This is a genomic window from Gordonia sp. GN26 (genome assembly GCF_054823965.1).
On record NZ_JSYC01000117.1, the window covers coordinates 1 to 17,026 of the forward strand.

General features: G+C 67.9%; 17 protein-coding genes. 7 read left to right on the plus strand and 10 right to left on the minus strand.

Going from position 1 to position 17,026, the window contains the following annotated elements:
• Nucleotides 1–38: 38 nt before the first annotated feature.
• From exaC to OK17_RS19220, 3 genes are all read right to left on the minus strand, one after another.
• Complete coding sequence (exaC, locus tag OK17_RS19210; RefSeq protein WP_005200751.1) at nt 39–1,562, minus strand: acetaldehyde dehydrogenase ExaC; 1,524 nt, start codon at nt 1,560–1,562, stop codon at nt 39–41.
• 151 nt (nt 1,563–1,713) lie between these two features.
• A complete protein-coding gene (locus OK17_RS19215; RefSeq protein ID WP_461418413.1) occupies nt 1,714–3,021 on the minus strand; it encodes a GAF domain-containing protein in 1,308 nt (435 codons plus the stop codon).
• A gap of 100 nt (nt 3,022–3,121) precedes the next feature.
• Complete coding sequence (locus OK17_RS19220; RefSeq protein ID WP_461418414.1) at nt 3,122–3,955, minus strand: helix-turn-helix domain-containing protein; 834 nt, start codon at nt 3,953–3,955, stop codon at nt 3,122–3,124.
• 37 nt (nt 3,956–3,992) lie between these two features.
• Here OK17_RS19220 and OK17_RS19225 point away from each other — a divergent pair, with 37 nt between their 5' ends.
• Nucleotides 3,993–4,556, plus strand: coding sequence for a maleylpyruvate isomerase family mycothiol-dependent enzyme (locus OK17_RS19225; RefSeq protein ID WP_232718476.1), 564 nt, complete (start codon nt 3,993–3,995; stop codon nt 4,554–4,556).
• Here OK17_RS19225 and OK17_RS19230 read toward each other — a convergent pair.
• Complete coding sequence (locus tag OK17_RS19230; protein WP_461418424.1) at nt 4,553–4,807, minus strand: hypothetical protein; 255 nt, start codon at nt 4,805–4,807, stop codon at nt 4,553–4,555. The genes OK17_RS19225 and OK17_RS19230 overlap by 4 nt on opposite strands.
• Nucleotides 4,808–4,903: 96 nt before the next feature.
• On the opposite strand from OK17_RS19230, the gene OK17_RS19235 reads away from it, so the two are divergent.
• The gene (locus tag OK17_RS19235; RefSeq protein ID WP_232718475.1) at nt 4,904–5,311 is read left to right on the plus strand and encodes a YccF domain-containing protein; all 408 of its coding nucleotides are present in this window, start codon (nt 4,904–4,906) and stop codon (nt 5,309–5,311) included.
• Nucleotides 5,312–5,488: 177 nt separating this feature from the next.
• Entirely contained in the window at nt 5,489–6,361 is an 873-nt protein-coding gene (locus OK17_RS19240) for an anti-sigma factor (protein WP_461418415.1), read from the plus strand.
• A 12-nt stretch (nt 6,362–6,373) separates the two neighbouring features.
• Here OK17_RS19240 and OK17_RS19245 read toward each other — a convergent pair whose 3' ends face one another.
• The gene (locus tag OK17_RS19245; RefSeq protein WP_461418416.1) at nt 6,374–7,891 is read right to left on the minus strand and encodes an ATP-dependent DNA ligase; all 1,518 of its coding nucleotides are present in this window, start codon (nt 7,889–7,891) and stop codon (nt 6,374–6,376) included.
• A gap of 103 nt (nt 7,892–7,994) precedes the next feature.
• On the opposite strand from OK17_RS19245, the gene OK17_RS19250 reads away from it, so the two are divergent.
• Nucleotides 7,995–8,690 carry a DUF3592 domain-containing protein gene (locus OK17_RS19250; RefSeq protein ID WP_461418417.1) on the plus strand — a complete coding sequence of 232 codons (696 nt, stop codon included), beginning with the start codon at nt 7,995–7,997 and terminating at the stop codon, nt 8,688–8,690.
• Here OK17_RS19250 and OK17_RS19255 read toward each other — a convergent pair.
• Nucleotides 8,647–10,014: an MFS transporter gene (locus tag OK17_RS19255; RefSeq protein WP_461418418.1), complete on the minus strand. Its 1,368-nt coding sequence runs from the start codon at nt 10,012–10,014 to the stop codon at nt 8,647–8,649. The genes OK17_RS19250 and OK17_RS19255 overlap by 44 nt on opposite strands.
• Nucleotides 10,015–10,135: 121 nt before the next feature.
• Between OK17_RS19255 and OK17_RS19260 the strand changes: the two genes are divergently transcribed.
• Nucleotides 10,136–10,735, plus strand: coding sequence for a hypothetical protein (locus tag OK17_RS19260; protein ID WP_461418419.1), 600 nt, complete (start codon nt 10,136–10,138; stop codon nt 10,733–10,735).
• Between the two features lie 70 nt (nt 10,736–10,805).
• Here the strand turns inward: OK17_RS19260 and OK17_RS19265 are convergent, their stop codons facing one another.
• Together OK17_RS19265 and OK17_RS19270 are read right to left on the minus strand one after the other, a co-directional pair.
• Nucleotides 10,806–11,435: an MBL fold metallo-hydrolase gene (locus OK17_RS19265; RefSeq protein WP_461418420.1), complete on the minus strand. Its 630-nt coding sequence runs from the start codon at nt 11,433–11,435 to the stop codon at nt 10,806–10,808.
• Nucleotides 11,435–12,523, minus strand: coding sequence for an S-(hydroxymethyl)mycothiol dehydrogenase (locus tag OK17_RS19270; protein WP_005200727.1), 1,089 nt, complete (start codon nt 12,521–12,523; stop codon nt 11,435–11,437). The genes OK17_RS19265 and OK17_RS19270 overlap by 1 nt, the downstream gene beginning before the upstream one ends.
• A gap of 282 nt (nt 12,524–12,805) precedes the next feature.
• On the opposite strand from OK17_RS19270, the gene OK17_RS19275 reads away from it, so the two are divergent.
• On the plus strand, nt 12,806–13,081 hold the full coding sequence (locus tag OK17_RS19275; RefSeq protein ID WP_006868395.1) for a DUF7218 family protein: 276 nt from the start codon (nt 12,806–12,808) through the stop codon (nt 13,079–13,081).
• A 278-nt stretch (nt 13,082–13,359) separates the two neighbouring features.
• Here OK17_RS19275 and OK17_RS19280 read toward each other — a convergent pair whose 3' ends face one another.
• Together OK17_RS19280 and OK17_RS19285 are read right to left on the minus strand one after the other, a co-directional pair.
• A complete protein-coding gene (locus tag OK17_RS19280) occupies nt 13,360–14,241 on the minus strand; it encodes a DUF5995 family protein (protein WP_461418421.1) in 882 nt (293 codons plus the stop codon).
• A gap of 82 nt (nt 14,242–14,323) precedes the next feature.
• Entirely contained in the window at nt 14,324–15,127 is an 804-nt protein-coding gene (locus OK17_RS19285; protein WP_461418422.1) for a helix-turn-helix transcriptional regulator, read from the minus strand.
• A gap of 94 nt (nt 15,128–15,221) precedes the next feature.
• On the opposite strand from OK17_RS19285, the gene OK17_RS19290 reads away from it, so the two are divergent.
• Nucleotides 15,222–16,796, plus strand: a complete 1,575-nt coding sequence (locus OK17_RS19290) for an AMP-binding protein (protein ID WP_461418423.1) — start codon at nt 15,222–15,224, stop codon at nt 16,794–16,796.
• The last annotated feature ends 230 nt before the right edge of the window (nt 16,797–17,026 follow it).

Genomic DNA, 17,026 nt, shown 5'->3' on the forward strand with positions numbered 1-17,026 from the left:
CCTTCGCAAGCTCCGGGCTACTCAGGGAGCTAGCGGGATCAGAAGAACCCCTTCGCGTTCTGAGCGTAGCCGACCAGGAGGTTCTTGGTCTGCTGGTAGTGCTCGAGCATCATCAGGTGGTTCTCGCGACCGATGCCGGACTGCTTGTAGCCGCCGAAGGCAGCGTGTGCCGGGTAGTCGTGGTAGGTGTTGGTCCACACGCGACCGGCCTGGATCTCGCGGCCCGCACGGTAGGCGGTCGCACCGTCACGGCTCCACACGCCGGCACCGAGGCCGTAGAGGGTGTCGTTGGCGATGTGCATGGCGTCGGAGAAGTCCTTGAAGGTGGTGACCGCGAGGACCGGGCCGAAGATCTCCTCCTGGAAGATGCGCATCTTGTTGTTGCCCTGGAACACGGTCGGCTTGATGTAGAAGCCGCCGGACAGGTCGCCGCCGAGGTCGGCGACCTCGCCGCCGGTGAGCACCTGCGCACCCTCGTCGCGGCCGATGGCCAGGTACGACGAGATCTTCTCGAACTGGTCGTTCGACGCCTGGGCGCCCATCATGGTGTCGGTGTCGAGCGGGTTGCCCTGCTTGATCTTCGAGACGCGGTCGACGGCCTTGGCGATGAACTCGTCGTAGATGTCCTGCTGGATCAGCGCGCGGCTCGGGCAGGTGCACACCTCGCCCTGGTTGAGCGCGAACATCGAGAAGCCTTCGAGCGCACGGTCGAGGAAGCCGTCGTCGGAGGCCATGACGTCGTTGAAGAAGATGTTGGGGCTCTTGCCACCGAGCTCGAGGGTGACCGGGATCAGGTTCTCCGAGGCGTACTGCATGATCAGGCGGCCGGTGGTGGTCTCACCGGTGAACGCGATCTTGCGGATGCGGTTGCTCGAGGCGAGGGGCTTGCCGGCCTCGACGCCGAAGCCGTTGACCACGTTGAGGACACCGGCGGGCAGCAGGTCGCTGATGAGGCTGACCAGGTAGAGGATCGACGCCGGGGTCTGCTCGGCGGGCTTGAGCACCACCGCGTTGCCGGCGGCGAGAGCCGGGGCGAGCTTCCAGACGGCCATGAGGATCGGGAAGTTCCACGGGATGATCTGGCCGACGACGCCGAGCGGCTCGTGGAAGTGGTACGCCACGGTGTCTTCGTCGATCTCGGAGATTCCGCCCTGCTGGGCACGCAGCGCGCCTGCGAAGTAGCGGAAGTGATCGATGGCGAGCGGGATGTCGGCGGCGAGGGTCTCGCGGACGGCCTTGCCGTTGTCCCAGGTCTCGGCGACCGCGAGCTTCTCGAGGTTCTCCTCCATGCGATCGGCGATGCGCAGCAGTGCGAGGGAGCGCTCGGCGGCGGAGGTCTTACCCCACGCCGGTGCGGCCTTGTGGGCGGCGTCGAGGGCGAGGTCGATGTCCTCGGCCGTCGAGCGGGCGACCTCACAGAAGGTCTTGCCGTCCACCGGCGACGGGTTCTCGAAGTACTGCCCCTTCACCGGCGGGGTCCACTGGCCACCGATCCAGTTGTCGTAGCGCGACTCGTAGCTCATCACCGAGCCATCGGCACCGGGCTTTGCGAAGACGGTCATGGTCACTCCTTGCGTGTCGGCCTCTTCTCGAGGGCGCTGGACTCTGTCACGTGGGACACCCCTGGATGTCCGATGTGATCTGTTCCACACGGTAGGTGTGAGCTCGTTGCACGAGAGTTGCAACGTTCGCAACGTGCCCTGAACTGGGTCTTCAAACTCCGTAGCGCTTGTCGAGCAGCCTGATGCGGCCGCCGACGACGGCCCGGTCGGGGTGCCCGACCGGCAGCCGGTGTTCGAGGCGACGCCAGGCGACGAGGTCGTCGCGCCCGTGGACCGACGACGTCCACTTGCGCAGTGCGACGACGTCGCCGGCCGCGATGAGCCGGGAACGCAGGTCCTCGCGCAGTTCCTCGAAGATCTCAACGATGCCCGGCGCCGTCGACTCGATCAGCAAACCGCCGCGGCCGAGGTCGTCGACCACCGACGCCAGGTCGGCTCCGCTCTCGATGCGGTCCCGGATGTCCCCGATGTCGGAGGAGATGTCGAGGGTGAGGCGATAGGGGCGGCTCGCGACCACATCGGCACCGAGATCGCGGCGGAGGCGGGAGATCTCGGCCCGCACGCTCACCGGATCGAGCCCCTCCTCGGCGAGCTTCAGGGCGAGCTGCTCGGTGTTGAGTCCCTCCGGAAAGGCCTGCAGGAGAACGAGAATCTCTGCATGGCGCGGGGAGACGGTGCGCGCACCGGTCGCGTCCGCGGTACGGCGCCAGCGGTGCGGACCGTCGCCGAGGACGGTGAGGTGGGCGGCGCTCGACCGCACGACGCCGGTGTGGAAGGTCGACGGGTCGGCGAGGTCCACGGCGCTCGACTGCAGTTCCCGTTCCACCGCGGCGACCACCGACCGGACCGCCGCCAGCGCGAACGGGGCCGCGACCTCGCGTCCGCCGGTCACGTCGATCACGCCGATGACGTGCCCGGTGAACGGGTCGTGCACCGGCGCCGCGGCGCAACTCCATTCCTGGACCGGACCGGCGAAGTGTTCGGGACCGACGATCTGGACGCCCCGGTCGACGGCCAGTGCGAGACCGGGCGCGTTGGTCCCGACCGCTTCCTCGCTCCAGACCGAGCCCTCGACGAAGTTGATGTTGCCGGCCTTGTCCCGGGCGGCGGAGTCTCCCTCGACCCACAGGAGCCGGCCGACCTGGTCGGTCAGGGCGACCACGACTCCGGTGTCGGCGATCGCGTCGACCATCAGCGACTGGACCAGCGGGCGGACCGCGGTGATCGGGTGGGCTGCGCGGTACTCGGCGAACTCGTCGGCGGTCATGGTCGACACCGCTTGGCCGGTCGGCAGCCCGTCGGAGGGACTGACGTCGCTGGGGTCGATGCCGCGGCTCAGTGACCGTGCCCAGGAGTCGCGGACGATGGACCGGACCGCGTCCGTCGGGGGCGTGACACCGGAGAGGAAATCCTCATACGCACGACGGATGCGTGTCGCCACCGCAGCCGCGTCTGTCATGCGCCCTCCGTCGCTCGCCATATGCCGACGATTCTGCCTGGCCAAGTGTGATCCCGGCAACAATCCGGATTCGCCAGCGTGTAGAGCGTACTCGTCCTGGTCAAGCGAACCGCGAGGAGAACTCCCGCGGGGTCATCCCGGTGACGGCCTTGAAGTCGCGGACGAAGTGGGCCTCGTCGGCGTACGAGAGTTGCGCGGCGAGGTCGGCCAGGGTCTCGTCGGGCTCGCGAAGGCGTTCGGCCGCCTCCTGGAGGCGCCGGCGCTGGATCAGCCATTTGGGGGTGAGGCCGAGGCGACGGCGGGTGAGTCGTTGCAGGCTGCGCTCGGTCATGTGGAACCGCTCGCAGATCTGCGCGACCGCGACCACCGTCGAGTCGTTCTCGACCCAGTCGACGATCGCGTTGATCAGGCGACCGTCCTCGTCCATCGGTAGAGATCCCCGCAGCCAGTCCTCGACGATGTCCGTCGCGGCGCGCTGGGCGTCCTCGTCGTCCGGTGCAGGGACCATCACCGCACGTACCGACCGGGCGAGGTCCGCGCCGCGTTCGCCGAAGACTGCCGACAGCTCGTCGAACCGATCGGTCCACTGCGCGACGTCGCCCACGAGCAGACCCCCGGCCCCGGGGGTGAACATCACGCCCACCGCCCACCCGTCACCGGTGAGGACCGTCTCCGACAGGCCGGTGACCACCCCGTAGAAACGGGCGTAGGTGTCGCTGATGACGACCAGGCACACCGGGTACTGCAGCACACGCTGCGGAGCCTCCGCCCCGGGCGGCACCGACCAGACCGGCACCCAGAACCGGCGCACCATCTCGTCGAGATCCGGACCGGGACCCCACCGTCCGATGCGGTAGCTCGCATCCGACGGATCGACGAGGTGCGCGCGCTCGACGTCGTCGAGTCGCGTCGATCCCGAGTTGTCGGGTTTCATCAATCACCGTCCCCTGCAGTGGCGCTTGACTGTCATCATGACCACCACCACAGACAATGCACCACTGATCGACCGCTACAACTCCTACGCCGACGGTTTCGGCGACGTCCTCGCGACCGTGCCCGCCGACGCCTGGTCCAACCCGTCACCCTGCGACGGCTGGACTGCCCGCGACGTCGTGGCGCACGTCGTCGAAACCCAACGGGACTTCTTCGCCGGACACGACGTCGACCTCGGTCCTACCCCCTCGCTCGACGATCCCGTGTCGGGCTGGCGGACCCACCGGGAGGCCGTCGCCGCACGCCTCGCCGATCCGTCCGTCGCCGACCGCGCCTTCGACGGGCACTTCGGGCCGACCACCATCGGCGAAACCCTGCTCCGTTTCTACGGTTTCGACATGATCGCGCATCGGTGGGACATCGCGACGGCCGCCGGATTCGACCATCGGTTCACCGACGACCAACTCGCCGAGATGGAGGCCGCCGCCGACGGTTTCGGCGATGCGCTCTACTCCGAGGGGGTCTGTGAACGCGTCGACGTCCCCGCCGACGCCGACCGTCAGACCGCCTTGCTCGCCCGACTGGGGAGGCGAGCCGCCTAGGGAACCCAGCCGTTCCGTCGGGGGTACCGCACCCGCAGATAGCTGTAGACGTAGGTGCTCACCAGCAATGCGGCACCGGCGCCGACCGCCGGCCACAGGAAGGCATTGTCGAGGGAGTCGCGGACGGCCGCGACTGCCCATCCGATCACGAACAGGACGAGCGCGATCGTCGCCAGGATCCGGATCACGAGGACGAGCGTGGCGACCAACGCCCACATCGCTTCCCGCGTCCGAGCCGACTGTCCCCGCATGAGGACCAATCGTAGTGCGAGCGGTCCGCACCCCTCGAAGTCCGTGCTGGTCACGCTTTCGTCCCCACCGGGCTGCCACACGTGGACAATGGACGGATGAAGACCGTCCTCAACGTGATCTGGCTGCTGCTGTGCGGGCTGTGGATGGCGATCGGCTACGTCGTCGCCGGCATCATCTGTTGCATCCTGATCATCACCATCCCGTTCGGCATCGCGTCATTCCGGATGGCCAACTACGCACTGTGGCCCTTCGGGCGCACGGTCGTGCGCAAGCCGTCCGCCGGAGCCGCGTCGATGATCGGCAACATCATCTGGCTCATCGTCGCCGGCGTCTGGCTGGCCATCGGTCACATCGCCACCGGCCTCGCCCTCTGCATCACCATCATCGGCATCCCGCTGGGTATCGCCAGCTTCAAGATGGTGCCGGTCTCGCTGCTCCCGCTCGGGGCGGAGATCGTTCCCACCGGCCAGCCGATGCCCGGTGGCGCCCCCGCACGCTTCTGAGTCGCCCGACCCATCCGACTACGGCGTCGAGTCCGAAGAAAGGGCATGAGTCTCACGACCGGACCCCTTCGAGCATCGGGGCCCTGCGTCCGCATATGCGGGCGGACATCCGCCGCCCATCGGAAGGACAGCAGCAGAAGGTGAACGCGGTACGACACCGAGGGAAGGAGGTGTGCCATGACTGATCATCTCGATCCCGAATCAGCAGAACTGCTCGAACTCGCGCCGGTGGTCGGGCTCAACGCATTGACCTCCGACGAGCTGCGCGACATCGAGGCACGGGTGGCCGCCGCTCCCGCGGACTTCCGCGAACTGTTCGCCAAACAGGTCCGGGCGACGCGGGAGGCGATGGCCGCGGTCAGCGCCGCCACCGCGACGCCACCACCGCCGTCGCTGCGCGAGCGGGTACTCGCCGCCGCACGCGCCGATGCGGGGCTCGACGAACCACCGGGGCGCGACGAACCACCGGCTCCTGCTCCGTACGTGCCGGCGATGCCGTCCGTCGGGGATCTACAGGTCGAGGTACCCGAGCCCGTACAGTCGGCGACCGTCGAACCGCTCGCGGACCTCGACGCCCGTCGGCCCCGTCGGTCGCGTCGGTTCACCTATCTGACCGCGGCAGCCGTCATCGCCATCGCGGCCGGCGCGCTCGGTTGGGCCATCGGCTTGTCGAGCACCGACGAACCGATCTCCCCCGCACCCGTCGCGGCACCGGCCCAGCAGGTGTTCTCCGCCGAGGATCTGCGCTCGACGAGCGCACCGGTCGCCACCGGCAGCGCCACCGTCTACGTCGCCGAATCCACGGATACCGCTGTGCTCGTGATGAATTCGGTGCCGCCACCCGATCCCGGCACGGTCTATCAGATGTGGCTCGTCGGCCCCGGGGGCACGCGTTCCGCCGGCACCATGACCGACGAGGACGTCGAACCGGTCACCACCGCCGTACTGGCCGGGGTCAACAGCGCCGACGCATTGGCGTTCACCGTCGAACCGCCCGGCGGCTCGACGCAACCGACCAGTTCACCGGTCGCGCAGCTGTCGTTGAACTGACCGTCCGCGCGCCTATTTGAGGAGCGCCCGGATGGCCTCGATGCTGTCGGCGAGGTCGGGCGTCTTGTCGGGTCGGTATCGGACCACCCGCGCGAACCGGAGTGCAACGCCTCCCGGGTAGCGTGAGCTGCGTTGCGCCCCATCGAGTTCGATCTCGACGACGATCTCCGGCCGGAGGTGGACGGTGTGGGCGTCCCGGTGGGTCTCGTGCTTCGGGAACTCCTCGGTCTGCCATCGGAGGATCTTGTCGGTGAGACCCTTGAAGGTCTTGCCCACCATGACGAGCTCGCCGGTCTCGGGGTCGCGGGCGCCCAGGTGCAGGTTGGACAGCCAGCCGGTCCGGCGGCCAGATCCCCACTCGGCACCGAGCACGACGAGATCGAAGGTGTGGGTGGGTTTGACCTTCTGCCAAGCCTTTCCGCGGCGCCCGGCGACGTAGAGCCCGTCAAGCGACTTGACCATCACACCTTCGTGACCGTCGGCCATCGCGGCGTCGAAATGGCGCTTGGCCTCGTCGGCGGTCGGTCGGGTCACCGCGGGTATCCGGAGTTGTGGTGCGATCGAATCGATGGCGGCGAGGCGCTCCGACAGCGGACGGTCGATGAGGTCGATGCCGTCGAGGTGCAGGCAGTCGAAGAAGAACGGCTTGAGCAGACGCTCCGGTTCGCCGGCAGCAGTCGGCCCGGAGCCGAAACGGCTCATCGTGTCCTGGAACGATCGCGGACGTCCGTCGTCGCTGAGCATGAGGGTCTCACCGTCGAGGATCACCGAGTCGCAGGGCAATCCGGCGATCACCTCGACGAGGTCGGGCACGTTGTCTGTGACGTCACGAAGCGTGCGGGTGTAGACCGAGATATCGGAACCCTTGCGGTGCACCTGGATTCGCGCGCCGTCGAGTTTGTAGTCGACGATGCAGTCGGGGCCCAGGAGTTCCAGCGCGGCGTCGAGGTTCTCGGCGGGCGTGGCGAGCATGGGTTCGACACCGCGCCCCACCTCGAGGCCCACGCCGGCGAGCGCCTCGGCCCCGAACCGCGCGAGGGCAGCGATCTCCGGGAGCGAACCGGTGAGCATGTGCGCACGACGCACCGCGGTCAGCGGTTCACCGGTGACCTTGGCGATCGCGTCGGTCATCACCCCCGCCAGCGCGCCCTGCCGTAACTCCCCGGTCAGCAAGGCGATCAGGAACTTCTGCTCGGGTTCGGTGGCGGCGCCGAACATCGCGGTGAGGATCTCGGCGCGGCGGGTCGTCGAACCGGGTCCGTTCGCGGCGGCCAGTTCCCCGAATGCGGCGTCGACCTCGGCGACCTCGAGCGACGGCTCCTCGGCCGGTTCGGACACCAGCTTCGACAGCGAGCGCCAGCCGACGCCGAGCCGCCCCTGCGGGATCTCACCGGACAGCCAGGCGACCACAATGGGCAGCTCGGCGTCGGCGGCGGTGGCCAGGAGATCTGCGAGGACCTCGGTCTTGCGGGTGCGGGAACGATCGCGTGCGACATCGGAGGACGTCTGAACCACATCGCCCAGTCTCACGTCATACCTCCCGCCTCGTCCGAGGTCGACGGTACCCCGAGCCGCCGACACTAAACTCGGGCGAACCGTACACGGATCACGGCATGACCGATCGGGGGCAGACATGACGAGAGACAGGGCTGACCGGTCGAACAGGACGGTCTCGGATCGGGTCATCGGCCGGATCTGTGCCGTCCTCGCCGGCATCTGCGGGGCGGGCGGGCTGGCGGTGTTCTTCCGCATCGGATGGTCCCAGTCGGCCGGCCGCCCGTCCGAGTCGGTGGTCCCCGAATCCGTTCCCTGGGGGCTCGTGCTCCTGATCGCCTGCACCGGCCTGCTCGTGTTGTCGCACGGCGACGACGAACACGAACCTCGGATCTTCGGGTGGCCGGTCGCCGGATGTCTGATCGCCGACGGGCTCGGGGCGCTCGCCTACACCGTGACGAACGAGCCTTCCGCCGTCGGCGCGACCTCGTTCATCTTGATCGGCGTCGGTGCCGCGATCGCTGCGGTGGCCGAGATGCTCGCCCGTCGGTTGTGGCGCAGACGTCGGATACGCGAGAGCGCCGAGATCTCCGGGGTGGACGTCGAGGGGACGGTGACCCACCTGAGCTCGGCCGTTCACGACGACCGCGACGTCTGGTGGGCGACGGTCTCGTTTTCCGTTCCCGGTGGCGCGACCTACACGACGAAGCACCTGCTCGACCGGAAACCGAGGATGGGCGCACGCGTCAGGGTGCGGTATCTTCCCGAACACCCCGACCACGCCGTGGTGATCAGACCTCCGCGAGATCCACGGTCTTGGTCTCCCGGACGCTGAGCAGTGCGATCAGCGTCGTGCAGGCGGCGATCGCGAGGTAGACGCCGACCCAGCCGACGCCGAAGTCGGCCACGATCCACGTCGCGATGAACGGCGCCACCGCGGCACCGATGATCGAGGAGACGTTGTAGGAGATACCCGAACCCGTGTAACGGACGTTGGTCGGGAAGAGCTCCGGCAGGATCGCGCTCATCGGCCCGAAGGTGAGGCCCATCAGCGTCATACCGAGGATCAAGAAGAACAGCATCCGCCCGTTGTTCATCGACGTCGGATCGAGGATCAGCGCGAAGAACAGACCGAAGACGATGATCATCGCCGTGATCACGAGGAGGAACGCGCGGCGACCGTACTTGTCGGCGAGCCGTCCGGAGACCATCACGAATCCGGCGAAGAAGAGCACGGCCACGATCTGCAGCTCGAGGAAGTCGGCGTAGCTGAACGACAGTTTCACGCCCGACGCATCGGTCACCTTGCCGGTGCCGTACGAGACGATCCACGTCGTCACGATGTAGAAGAGCGTGTACGTCGCGACCATGATGAAGGTTCCGGCGATCAGCTGACGCCAGCTGGTCTTGACGACCTCGGCGAGCGGGGCCTTGACCTTCTTGCCTTCCTCCAGGGCCTTCGCGAACACCGGCGTCTCGGTGAGCTTGAGGCGCACGTACAGACCGATGATGACCATGATCGCGCTGGCGAGGAACGGAATCCGCCATCCCCAGGTCATGAACGAATGGTTGGAGGCAGCGGTCTGCGCGTCGAAGTCGAGGCCGAAGATCAGCAGCAGGAACATGCCGTTGGCGAAGAAGAACCCGATCGGCGCACCGAGCTGCGGCCACATGGCGGCCCAGGCGCGCTTGCCCTTCTCCGCGGTCTCGGTCGCGAGTAGTGCTGCGCCGGACCACTCTCCGCCGAGTCCGAGGCCCTGGCAGAAGCGCATCAGCGCGAGCAGCGCCGGCGCGAGGTAACCCACCTGGTCGAAGGTCGGCAGGAGTCCGATCACGAAGGTGGCTATACCCATCGTGAGCAGTGACCCGACGAGCGTCGCCTTGCGGCCGATGCGGTCTCCGAAGTGGCCGAACAGGACCGAGCCGATCGGTCGGGCGACGAAGGCGAGCCCGAACGTCGCGAACGAGGACAGCAGCGCGGCCGTGTCGTCGCCCTTCGGGAAGAACAACACCGGGAACACCAGCACCGCGGCGGTGGCATAGATGTAGAAGTCGAAGAACTCGACGCTCGTACCGACCATCGACGCGATGACGATTCGACGCCGGGGTACCGGTGGCTGTTCGGGGTGGTCGATGTTGCGGACCGCGGACTCGCTCATTCGTGGCAGGTTACGCCTGACGACTCCGTCACATGATGCGGTAGTCCCGACATCGTCCCGCGCAGGTTGGCCGGCGGGCTTTGTGGGTACCCGTGCGAGGCCATGAATCGAGGAGGCCCCCATGGATACCGCAGTATGGATAATCGTCGCCGTCGTCGTCGTGATCGTCCTGCTCGCCCTTCTGTTGTTGTTCCTGCGTAAGCGTCAGGACGTCCGCCGGACAAAGGCGCACCAGATCCGCGAGAACGCGACCGGGCAGGTGTCGGAGATGCGTCAGCGCGAGGCGATCGCCGAGGAGTCCGAGGCACGGGCGCGCAAGGCCCAGGCCGAGGCCGACGCCAAGGCCGCCGAGGCCAAGCGTCTCAACGAACAGGCGCGGGCCCACGGCACGCAGGCCGCGGAGAAGCGCGACGAGGTCGAGAGCACCTTCGCCCGGGCCGACGAGCTCGATCCCGATGTCCGCGGTGACCGCGGCGACCGCGGACCGCTCGGCAACGACCACCACCATGACCCCGCCGGCACCCCGGGCCACGGAACACCCGGTCCGGGCACGCACGGCCATGGGACCCCCGGAGCGGCAACGCCCGGCGCCGGACCCGGACATGTGGGTCCCGGAACCCCCGGTACCGGCGTCCACAATCCCGAAACCCACTCCGGTAGGCACGAATCCGGTCAGCATCTGCCCGGCGGTAGTCAGCCGGGACAACCGCGTCGACCCTGACGTGTCATGACGAACCCGGCGCGGGCGGCTCGATGGCCACCCGCGCCGGGTTCGTCAGTTCTGTACGCGGTCAGCTACCGCGCTTGATCCACTCCTCGAGGTGCGGTGCCTCGGCGGCGACCGTCGTACCGTCGCCGTGACCGGTATAGACCTTGGTCTCGGGATCGAGAGTGAAGATCTTCTCGGTGATCGAGGCGATGATCGTCGGGAAGCTCGAGTACGAGCGGCCCGTCGCGCCCGGTCCGCCCTGGAACAGGGTGTCGCCGGAGAACAGCACGCCCGCCTCGGGCAGGTGGATCACCGACGAGCCCGGCGAGTGGCCGGGGGTGTTGATGATCGTCAGCTCGGTGCCGGCGACGGCGATCTTCTGCCCGTCCTCGAGGTCCTGGTGCGAGACGTCGGGATGGGTGTCGTTCCACAGCATGTCGTCGCCGGGATGCAGCAGGATCGGCGCGCCCGTGGCCTCGGACAGTTCCGGTGCGACGGTGACGTGGTCGTTGTGACCGTGGGTCAGCACGATCGCTTTCACCGTGCGGTCGCCGACGCCTTCGAGGATCGGTGCCGCCGAGTGCGCGGCGTCGATGATGACGACCTCGTCGTCGTTGCCGACCAGCCACACGTTGTTGTCGACGTCCCAGGTGCCGCCGTCGAGGCTGAAGGTGCCCGAGGTGACGACGTTGTCGATACGCAGCGCCGACATCAGAGTTCCACCACCGAACGCAGGACCTTGCCGGCCTCCATCGCCGAGAACGCGGCCTCGACGTCGTCGATGCCGATCCGTTCGGTGACGAACTTGTCGAGCGGGAGACGTCCCTGCTCGTACAGGTCGATCAGCATCGGGAAGTCGCGCTCGGGCAGGCAGTCGCCGTACCACGAGGACTTCAGCGCGCCACCGCGCGAGAAGAAGTCGACGAGCGGCATCTCCAGGGTCATCTCCGGCGTGGGCACACCGACGAGGACGACGACGCCGGCGAGGTCGCGCGCGTAGAAGGCCTGCTTGTAGGTTTCCGGGCGGCCGACCGCGTCGATGACGACGTCGGCGCCGTTGCCGTCGGTGAGGTCCTGGACCGCCGTGACCACGTCGTCGACCTTCGTGCCGTCGATGGTGTGGGTCGCGCCGAGTTCCTTTGCCCACTCGAGCTTGCCCGGGTCGCGGTCGATCGCGATGATCTTGGTCGCGCCGGCCAGCTTGGCGCCGGCGATCGCGGCGTCACCCACACCGCCGCAACCGATCACGGCGACCGAGTCGCCGCGGCCGACGTTGCCGGTGTTCATGGCGGCGCCGATGCCGGCCATGACGCCGCAGCCGAGCAGACCGGCGACGGCCGGGTCGGTCTCGGGATTGACCTTGGTGCACTGCAATTCGTGGATGAGGGTCTTCTCGGCGAAGGCGCCGATACCCAGGGCCGGGGTCAGCTCGGTGCCGTCGGTGAGGGTCATCGGGACGCTGGCGTTGAAGGTGTCGAAGCAGTACCACGGACGACCGCGCTTGCAGGCCCGGCACTCGCCGCAGACGGCACGCCAGTTCAGGACGACAAAATCGCCGACCTCGACGTGGGTGACATCCGAACCGACCGACTCGACGACGCCGGCGGCCTCGTGGCCCAGCAGGAAGGGGTACTCGTCGTTGATGCCGCCCTCGCGGTAGGCGAGGTCGGTGTGGCAGACGCCACAGGCCTTGATCGCCACGACGACATCACGCGCACCCGGATCCGGGATCACGATGTCGACGACCTCCGTCGGCGACTTCTTGCTGCGCGAGATGACTCCCTTGACTGTCTGAGACATGCGTTCTGTTCCTTCCGAAACTGCGTTGTCGGCGTTCGTGCTCGTCTGTGTTCCCAGCCGTGGCGACAGGATCCGCCCTTACCGGACACATCGTCACAACCTTATCCGTACCCGCCATGACCGTCCACTCGTGTTCAACGACGTTAACTGCAGGTAGTCGGCGTTGCAGCCGGTGGTGGTGCAGTCGGTGGTGGGTCCGCTGTCCGGCCCAGGTTTGGTTGTACCCGCGACCGGGCACGCCTGTCGGGAGAACCGTTCGTGTCGACCACGAGGAGGCAGACCATGGCGGAGAAGAAGCGCGACCCGGGACCGTCGGTCAAGGACGACGAGCTCTACGAGAAGCTGCGCGACGAGGGCAACTCGAAGGAGAAGTCCGCGCGCATCGCCAACGCCGCGGCCAACAGTTCCCGGTCGGATGTGGGCAAGAGCGGCGGGAAGTCCGGTTCCTACGAGGACTGGACCGTCGACGAGCTCAAGGACCGCGCGAAGGAACTCGACATCAGCGGTTACTCCGACCTGAAGAAGGACGAGCTGATCGAGAAGCTGCGCAACCACTGAGACACCCGGACAGCACCGAAGCCGCCGGCCCAGAAGGGTCGGCGGCTTCGGCGTGTTGATGGACGATGCCGGTCAATGCGCCTCTCGGCGAGTGGCCGCTCGAAGCGGCAAAGGGTTGAGGCCCGGGGCTTGAATCCGTCACCGTCGGGCTGTTCAACTGCGACTGTCCCCGATCTATTCCGGCTTGCTGACCGTGACCTCGGACACCCCGGAATCCGTAGAGAAGATGCGCGCTATGTCCCCATGCTTTCTACATTTCGCGGCGGTCGGGGTCCCGGTCAGCGGATGAGCCCGGCATCCTGGAACGCGGTCAGGGCCGCCTCGCCGGTGTTCCACAGTCCGCGGACATCTCCGCGGGCACCCGCGGCCGACGTCCGGTCCTGGAGCACGAGCCCGTTGCGGAAGGTCAGCACGTTGTATCCGACGTCGGCAGCCCGCAGCATCGGCCCGGTGGCGCGACCGGCACCGACGACGCGGTCGAGCCCCTCCCCCAGCACATAGAAGCGGAAGATCGGGCCGAGGTCGACGCCGTACTCGCGGATCGTCGACGTCACGATCGAGTTTCCGTGCGCAGCAATGGAATCGACGATGAAGAAGAAGTCCCGCGCATTGGCGGTCGTCGCACGCGAGTCGGCGGTCGCGTAGGCCAGGTCGACGGTGATGTGGGCGTTGTAACCGGCCATCGCGACCCGCTGACCGGGTACGCGGCAGTCGGCGGCCAGGTCGAAGTAATGTCGCCACTGCCCCGGCACCGGGCGGTCGCCGAACTCCTCGCGCACCGCGTCGAGGAAACGATTGAGCAGTGTCAGGCTGATGACCGGCGCCCACCGCGGGGTCTGGAAAACCGCTGGGCGATTCTGCAACGGCATCACCGCGTCGCGCTCGACCGATGCCAGGCCCAGCGCGAACAGTCCCCGACGATCGTTGTTCTCGGTGAGGATGTCGACGATTCCGTAGAGACGCTCGACGTTGCGTCGAAGCTGGACGAGCGGGAGCTCATGGGAACCGGCGTCGTACGAACTCAGCTCGACGATGCGGGCGCGGTCGGCGGAGGTCAGCGTCGAACCGCAGACGGACGTGGGTGCGGCGGTAGCCGGCGCCGCCACGAGGAGGGCCGAGGTCAGGCCGAGGGTCAGCAGGATCGCCGGGATCAGTCGCATGGAGCCGGGAAGTACCCCGATCCGGTAGCAACCATGCGCGCTATGTCCCCATGTTTTCTACCGATCGCCGGGGGCTAGGCGGTCAGGGCAGCAGGCCGGCCCGCCGGGCGACGACGACGGCCTCGAGCCGCGACGACGCGTCGAGCTTGCGCATCGCGTCCTTCATGTAGCCCTTCACCGTGTGCACGGTCAGTCCGAGGGCCTCGGCGATCCGCGCGTTCGAGTACCCGAGCGCGGCGAGCGACAGCACGTCCTGTTCGCGTCCGGTCAGCTCGACCGTGACCGAGTCGGCGGCGGCCTCGGCCAGCAGGAAGTCCGTGACGGCGGCGAGTTGTTCGGCGAGACGGGCGTCGTCGACGGTGTCGGCCAGTGACCGCAGGCGCGTGTAGGCAGCGGTCATCCGGTCGCGCAGCTCGTCCTCGCTCTGCGCACCGTGCTCCAGCCGGGCCCGCGAGGCCACGATCTCCTGCTCGACGGCGCGCGCCTCGGCGGCCAGGACGTCGAGCATGCGACCGCCGATCGGATCGGGGGTGTGCAGCGCGCCGTAGATCACCGCAACCGGCGTGCGGTTGACGATGATCGGCGCGGCCATCATCGCGCGGAGTCCCTCGCGTTCGATCAGCGTGTTGTAGCGGTGGGTGATGTGCGGGGTCCGCAGGTAGTCCTCGACCACCATCGGCCGGTTCAGCGAGACCACCTTGCCGCCCAGCCCGTGCCCGACGTCGACCGAGAGTCCGGACAGCGCACCAGCGTGATTGCCGGCGAAGTGCTGGAGACGCAGGCTCGTGGAGTTGTTGACGACGCCGGCGAAGGCCAAGGGCACTCCGCTCGATTTGCGCACCCGTCGCAACGCGTCGGTGACGATCCCGCTCAACGGCTCGGGCATCTCACCTCTCTATCCCCCTCTTCGGAGGGTGGTAGGACTATTTGTGTCGCGTCACACTGTGACCCAGCTTACTCAGTCAAGAGCGAGGTTCACGATGACACAGGCCACCATGACCCCCACCCACATGGTCGACCGCTGGTTGGCAATCTACGGGGCGCCCGACGCCGACGCCGCGGCACTCCTCGTCGACGACCACGATCCCGACGCGGTGGCGTTCACCGTGATCGAGGTCGAGGCCTCCGCGGACGCCGATTCGGCCCCCGCCCCGATCACCACCGACGTGACCTACGGCGACCTCGCCGAGCGCTCCAAGCGCTTCGCATCGGCGCTGGCCGAGCTCGGCGTCGGCCGCGGTGACACCGTCGGCGTCCTCATGGGCAAGCGCGAGGAACTCGTCGTGTCGCTGCTGGCCATCGCCCGACTCGGCGCCGTCTACATCCCGCTGTTCACCGCCTTCGCCACCCCGGCCATCGAGATGCGCCTGACGTCCGGCAAGGCGAAGGTCGTCATCACCGAGCCCAGCCAGGCGTCGAAGCTCAACGGCATCGACGGTGTCGAGACGGTCGTCGCCGGCGAGCAGTTCGAGCAGCTCGTGTCGTCGCACGAGCCGATCGCCGAGTCCGTGGCCGTCGGCGGCGACGGCGCCCTGATCCTCCTGTTCACCAGCGGCACCACCGGCGCGCCGAAGGGCGTCCCGGTACCGGTCAAGGCCCTCGCCTCGTTCGTCGCCTACATGCACTACGGCCTCGACGTCCAGGACGACGACGTCTTCTGGAACGCCGCGGACCCGGGCTGGGCCTACGGCCTCTACTACGGGATCCTCGGCCCGCTGGCGACCGGACACCGCAACCTGCTGCTCCATGCCGGCTTCAGCCCCGAGCTGACCGCGCAGATCCTCGGCGGTCTCGGCGTCACCAACTTCGCCGCGGCGCCGACCGTCTACCGCACCCTGAGCAAGGACCCGCGGATCACCGGCTTCTCGCTGCGACGTGCCTCGTCGGCCGGCGAGCCCCTGACCCCCGACGTCATCGGCTGGGCCCAGCAGGCACTCGGCACCGAGGTCCGCGACCACTACGGCCAGACCGAACACGGCATGTTCATCAACAATCACTGGCACGACGACGTCCACGAGACCCTCGTCCCCGGCTCGATGGGCAAGCCGATGCCGGGATTCGCCGCCGGCATCGTCGACGGCCAGATCGCGATCGACGTGCCCGCCAGCCCGCTCATGTGGTTCAGCGGATACCTCGACGCCCCGGAGAAGACCGCCGCACGATTCACCGAGGACGGCCGCTGGTACCTCACCGGCGACACCGGCCGCGCCGACGAGGAGGGCCGCTACTTCTTCTCCGCGCGCGACGACGATGTGATCATCATGGCCGGCTACCGCATCGGACCGTTCGACGTGGAGAGCGTGCTGATCACGCACCCGTCGGTGGTCGACGTCGCGGTGGTCGGGCGTCCCGATGAGCTGCGCGGCGAGGTCATCGAGGCATTCGTCGTCGTCGCTCCCGGCGTCGAGGGCACCGAGGCCCTCGAGAAGGAGCTGCAGCAGCTGGTGAAGACCGAGTTCGCGGCGCACGCGTACCCGCGCACCGTGCACTTCGTCGACGCCCTTCCCAAGACCCCCAGCGGCAAGATCCAGCGGTTCCTGCTGCGCAAGGGATAGAGCCGACCGCGTCGAAGTCGGCGATCCCGAGACAACGCGGTCCCCTACACGCGTCCCAGCGGGTGCCCCCCTCCCGCTGGGCCGCGTAACCATCGAGCACCGCGGCCGGCTGCTGGAAGTCAGCCGGTCGCGGTGACCTCGATCCAGGTTCGCAACGTCGCGAACCCTTCGGCCGGCCCTCTTCTGCTCTGTCGGACCTCGATACGCGGCGTCCTCGCTTCGCTCGGTCG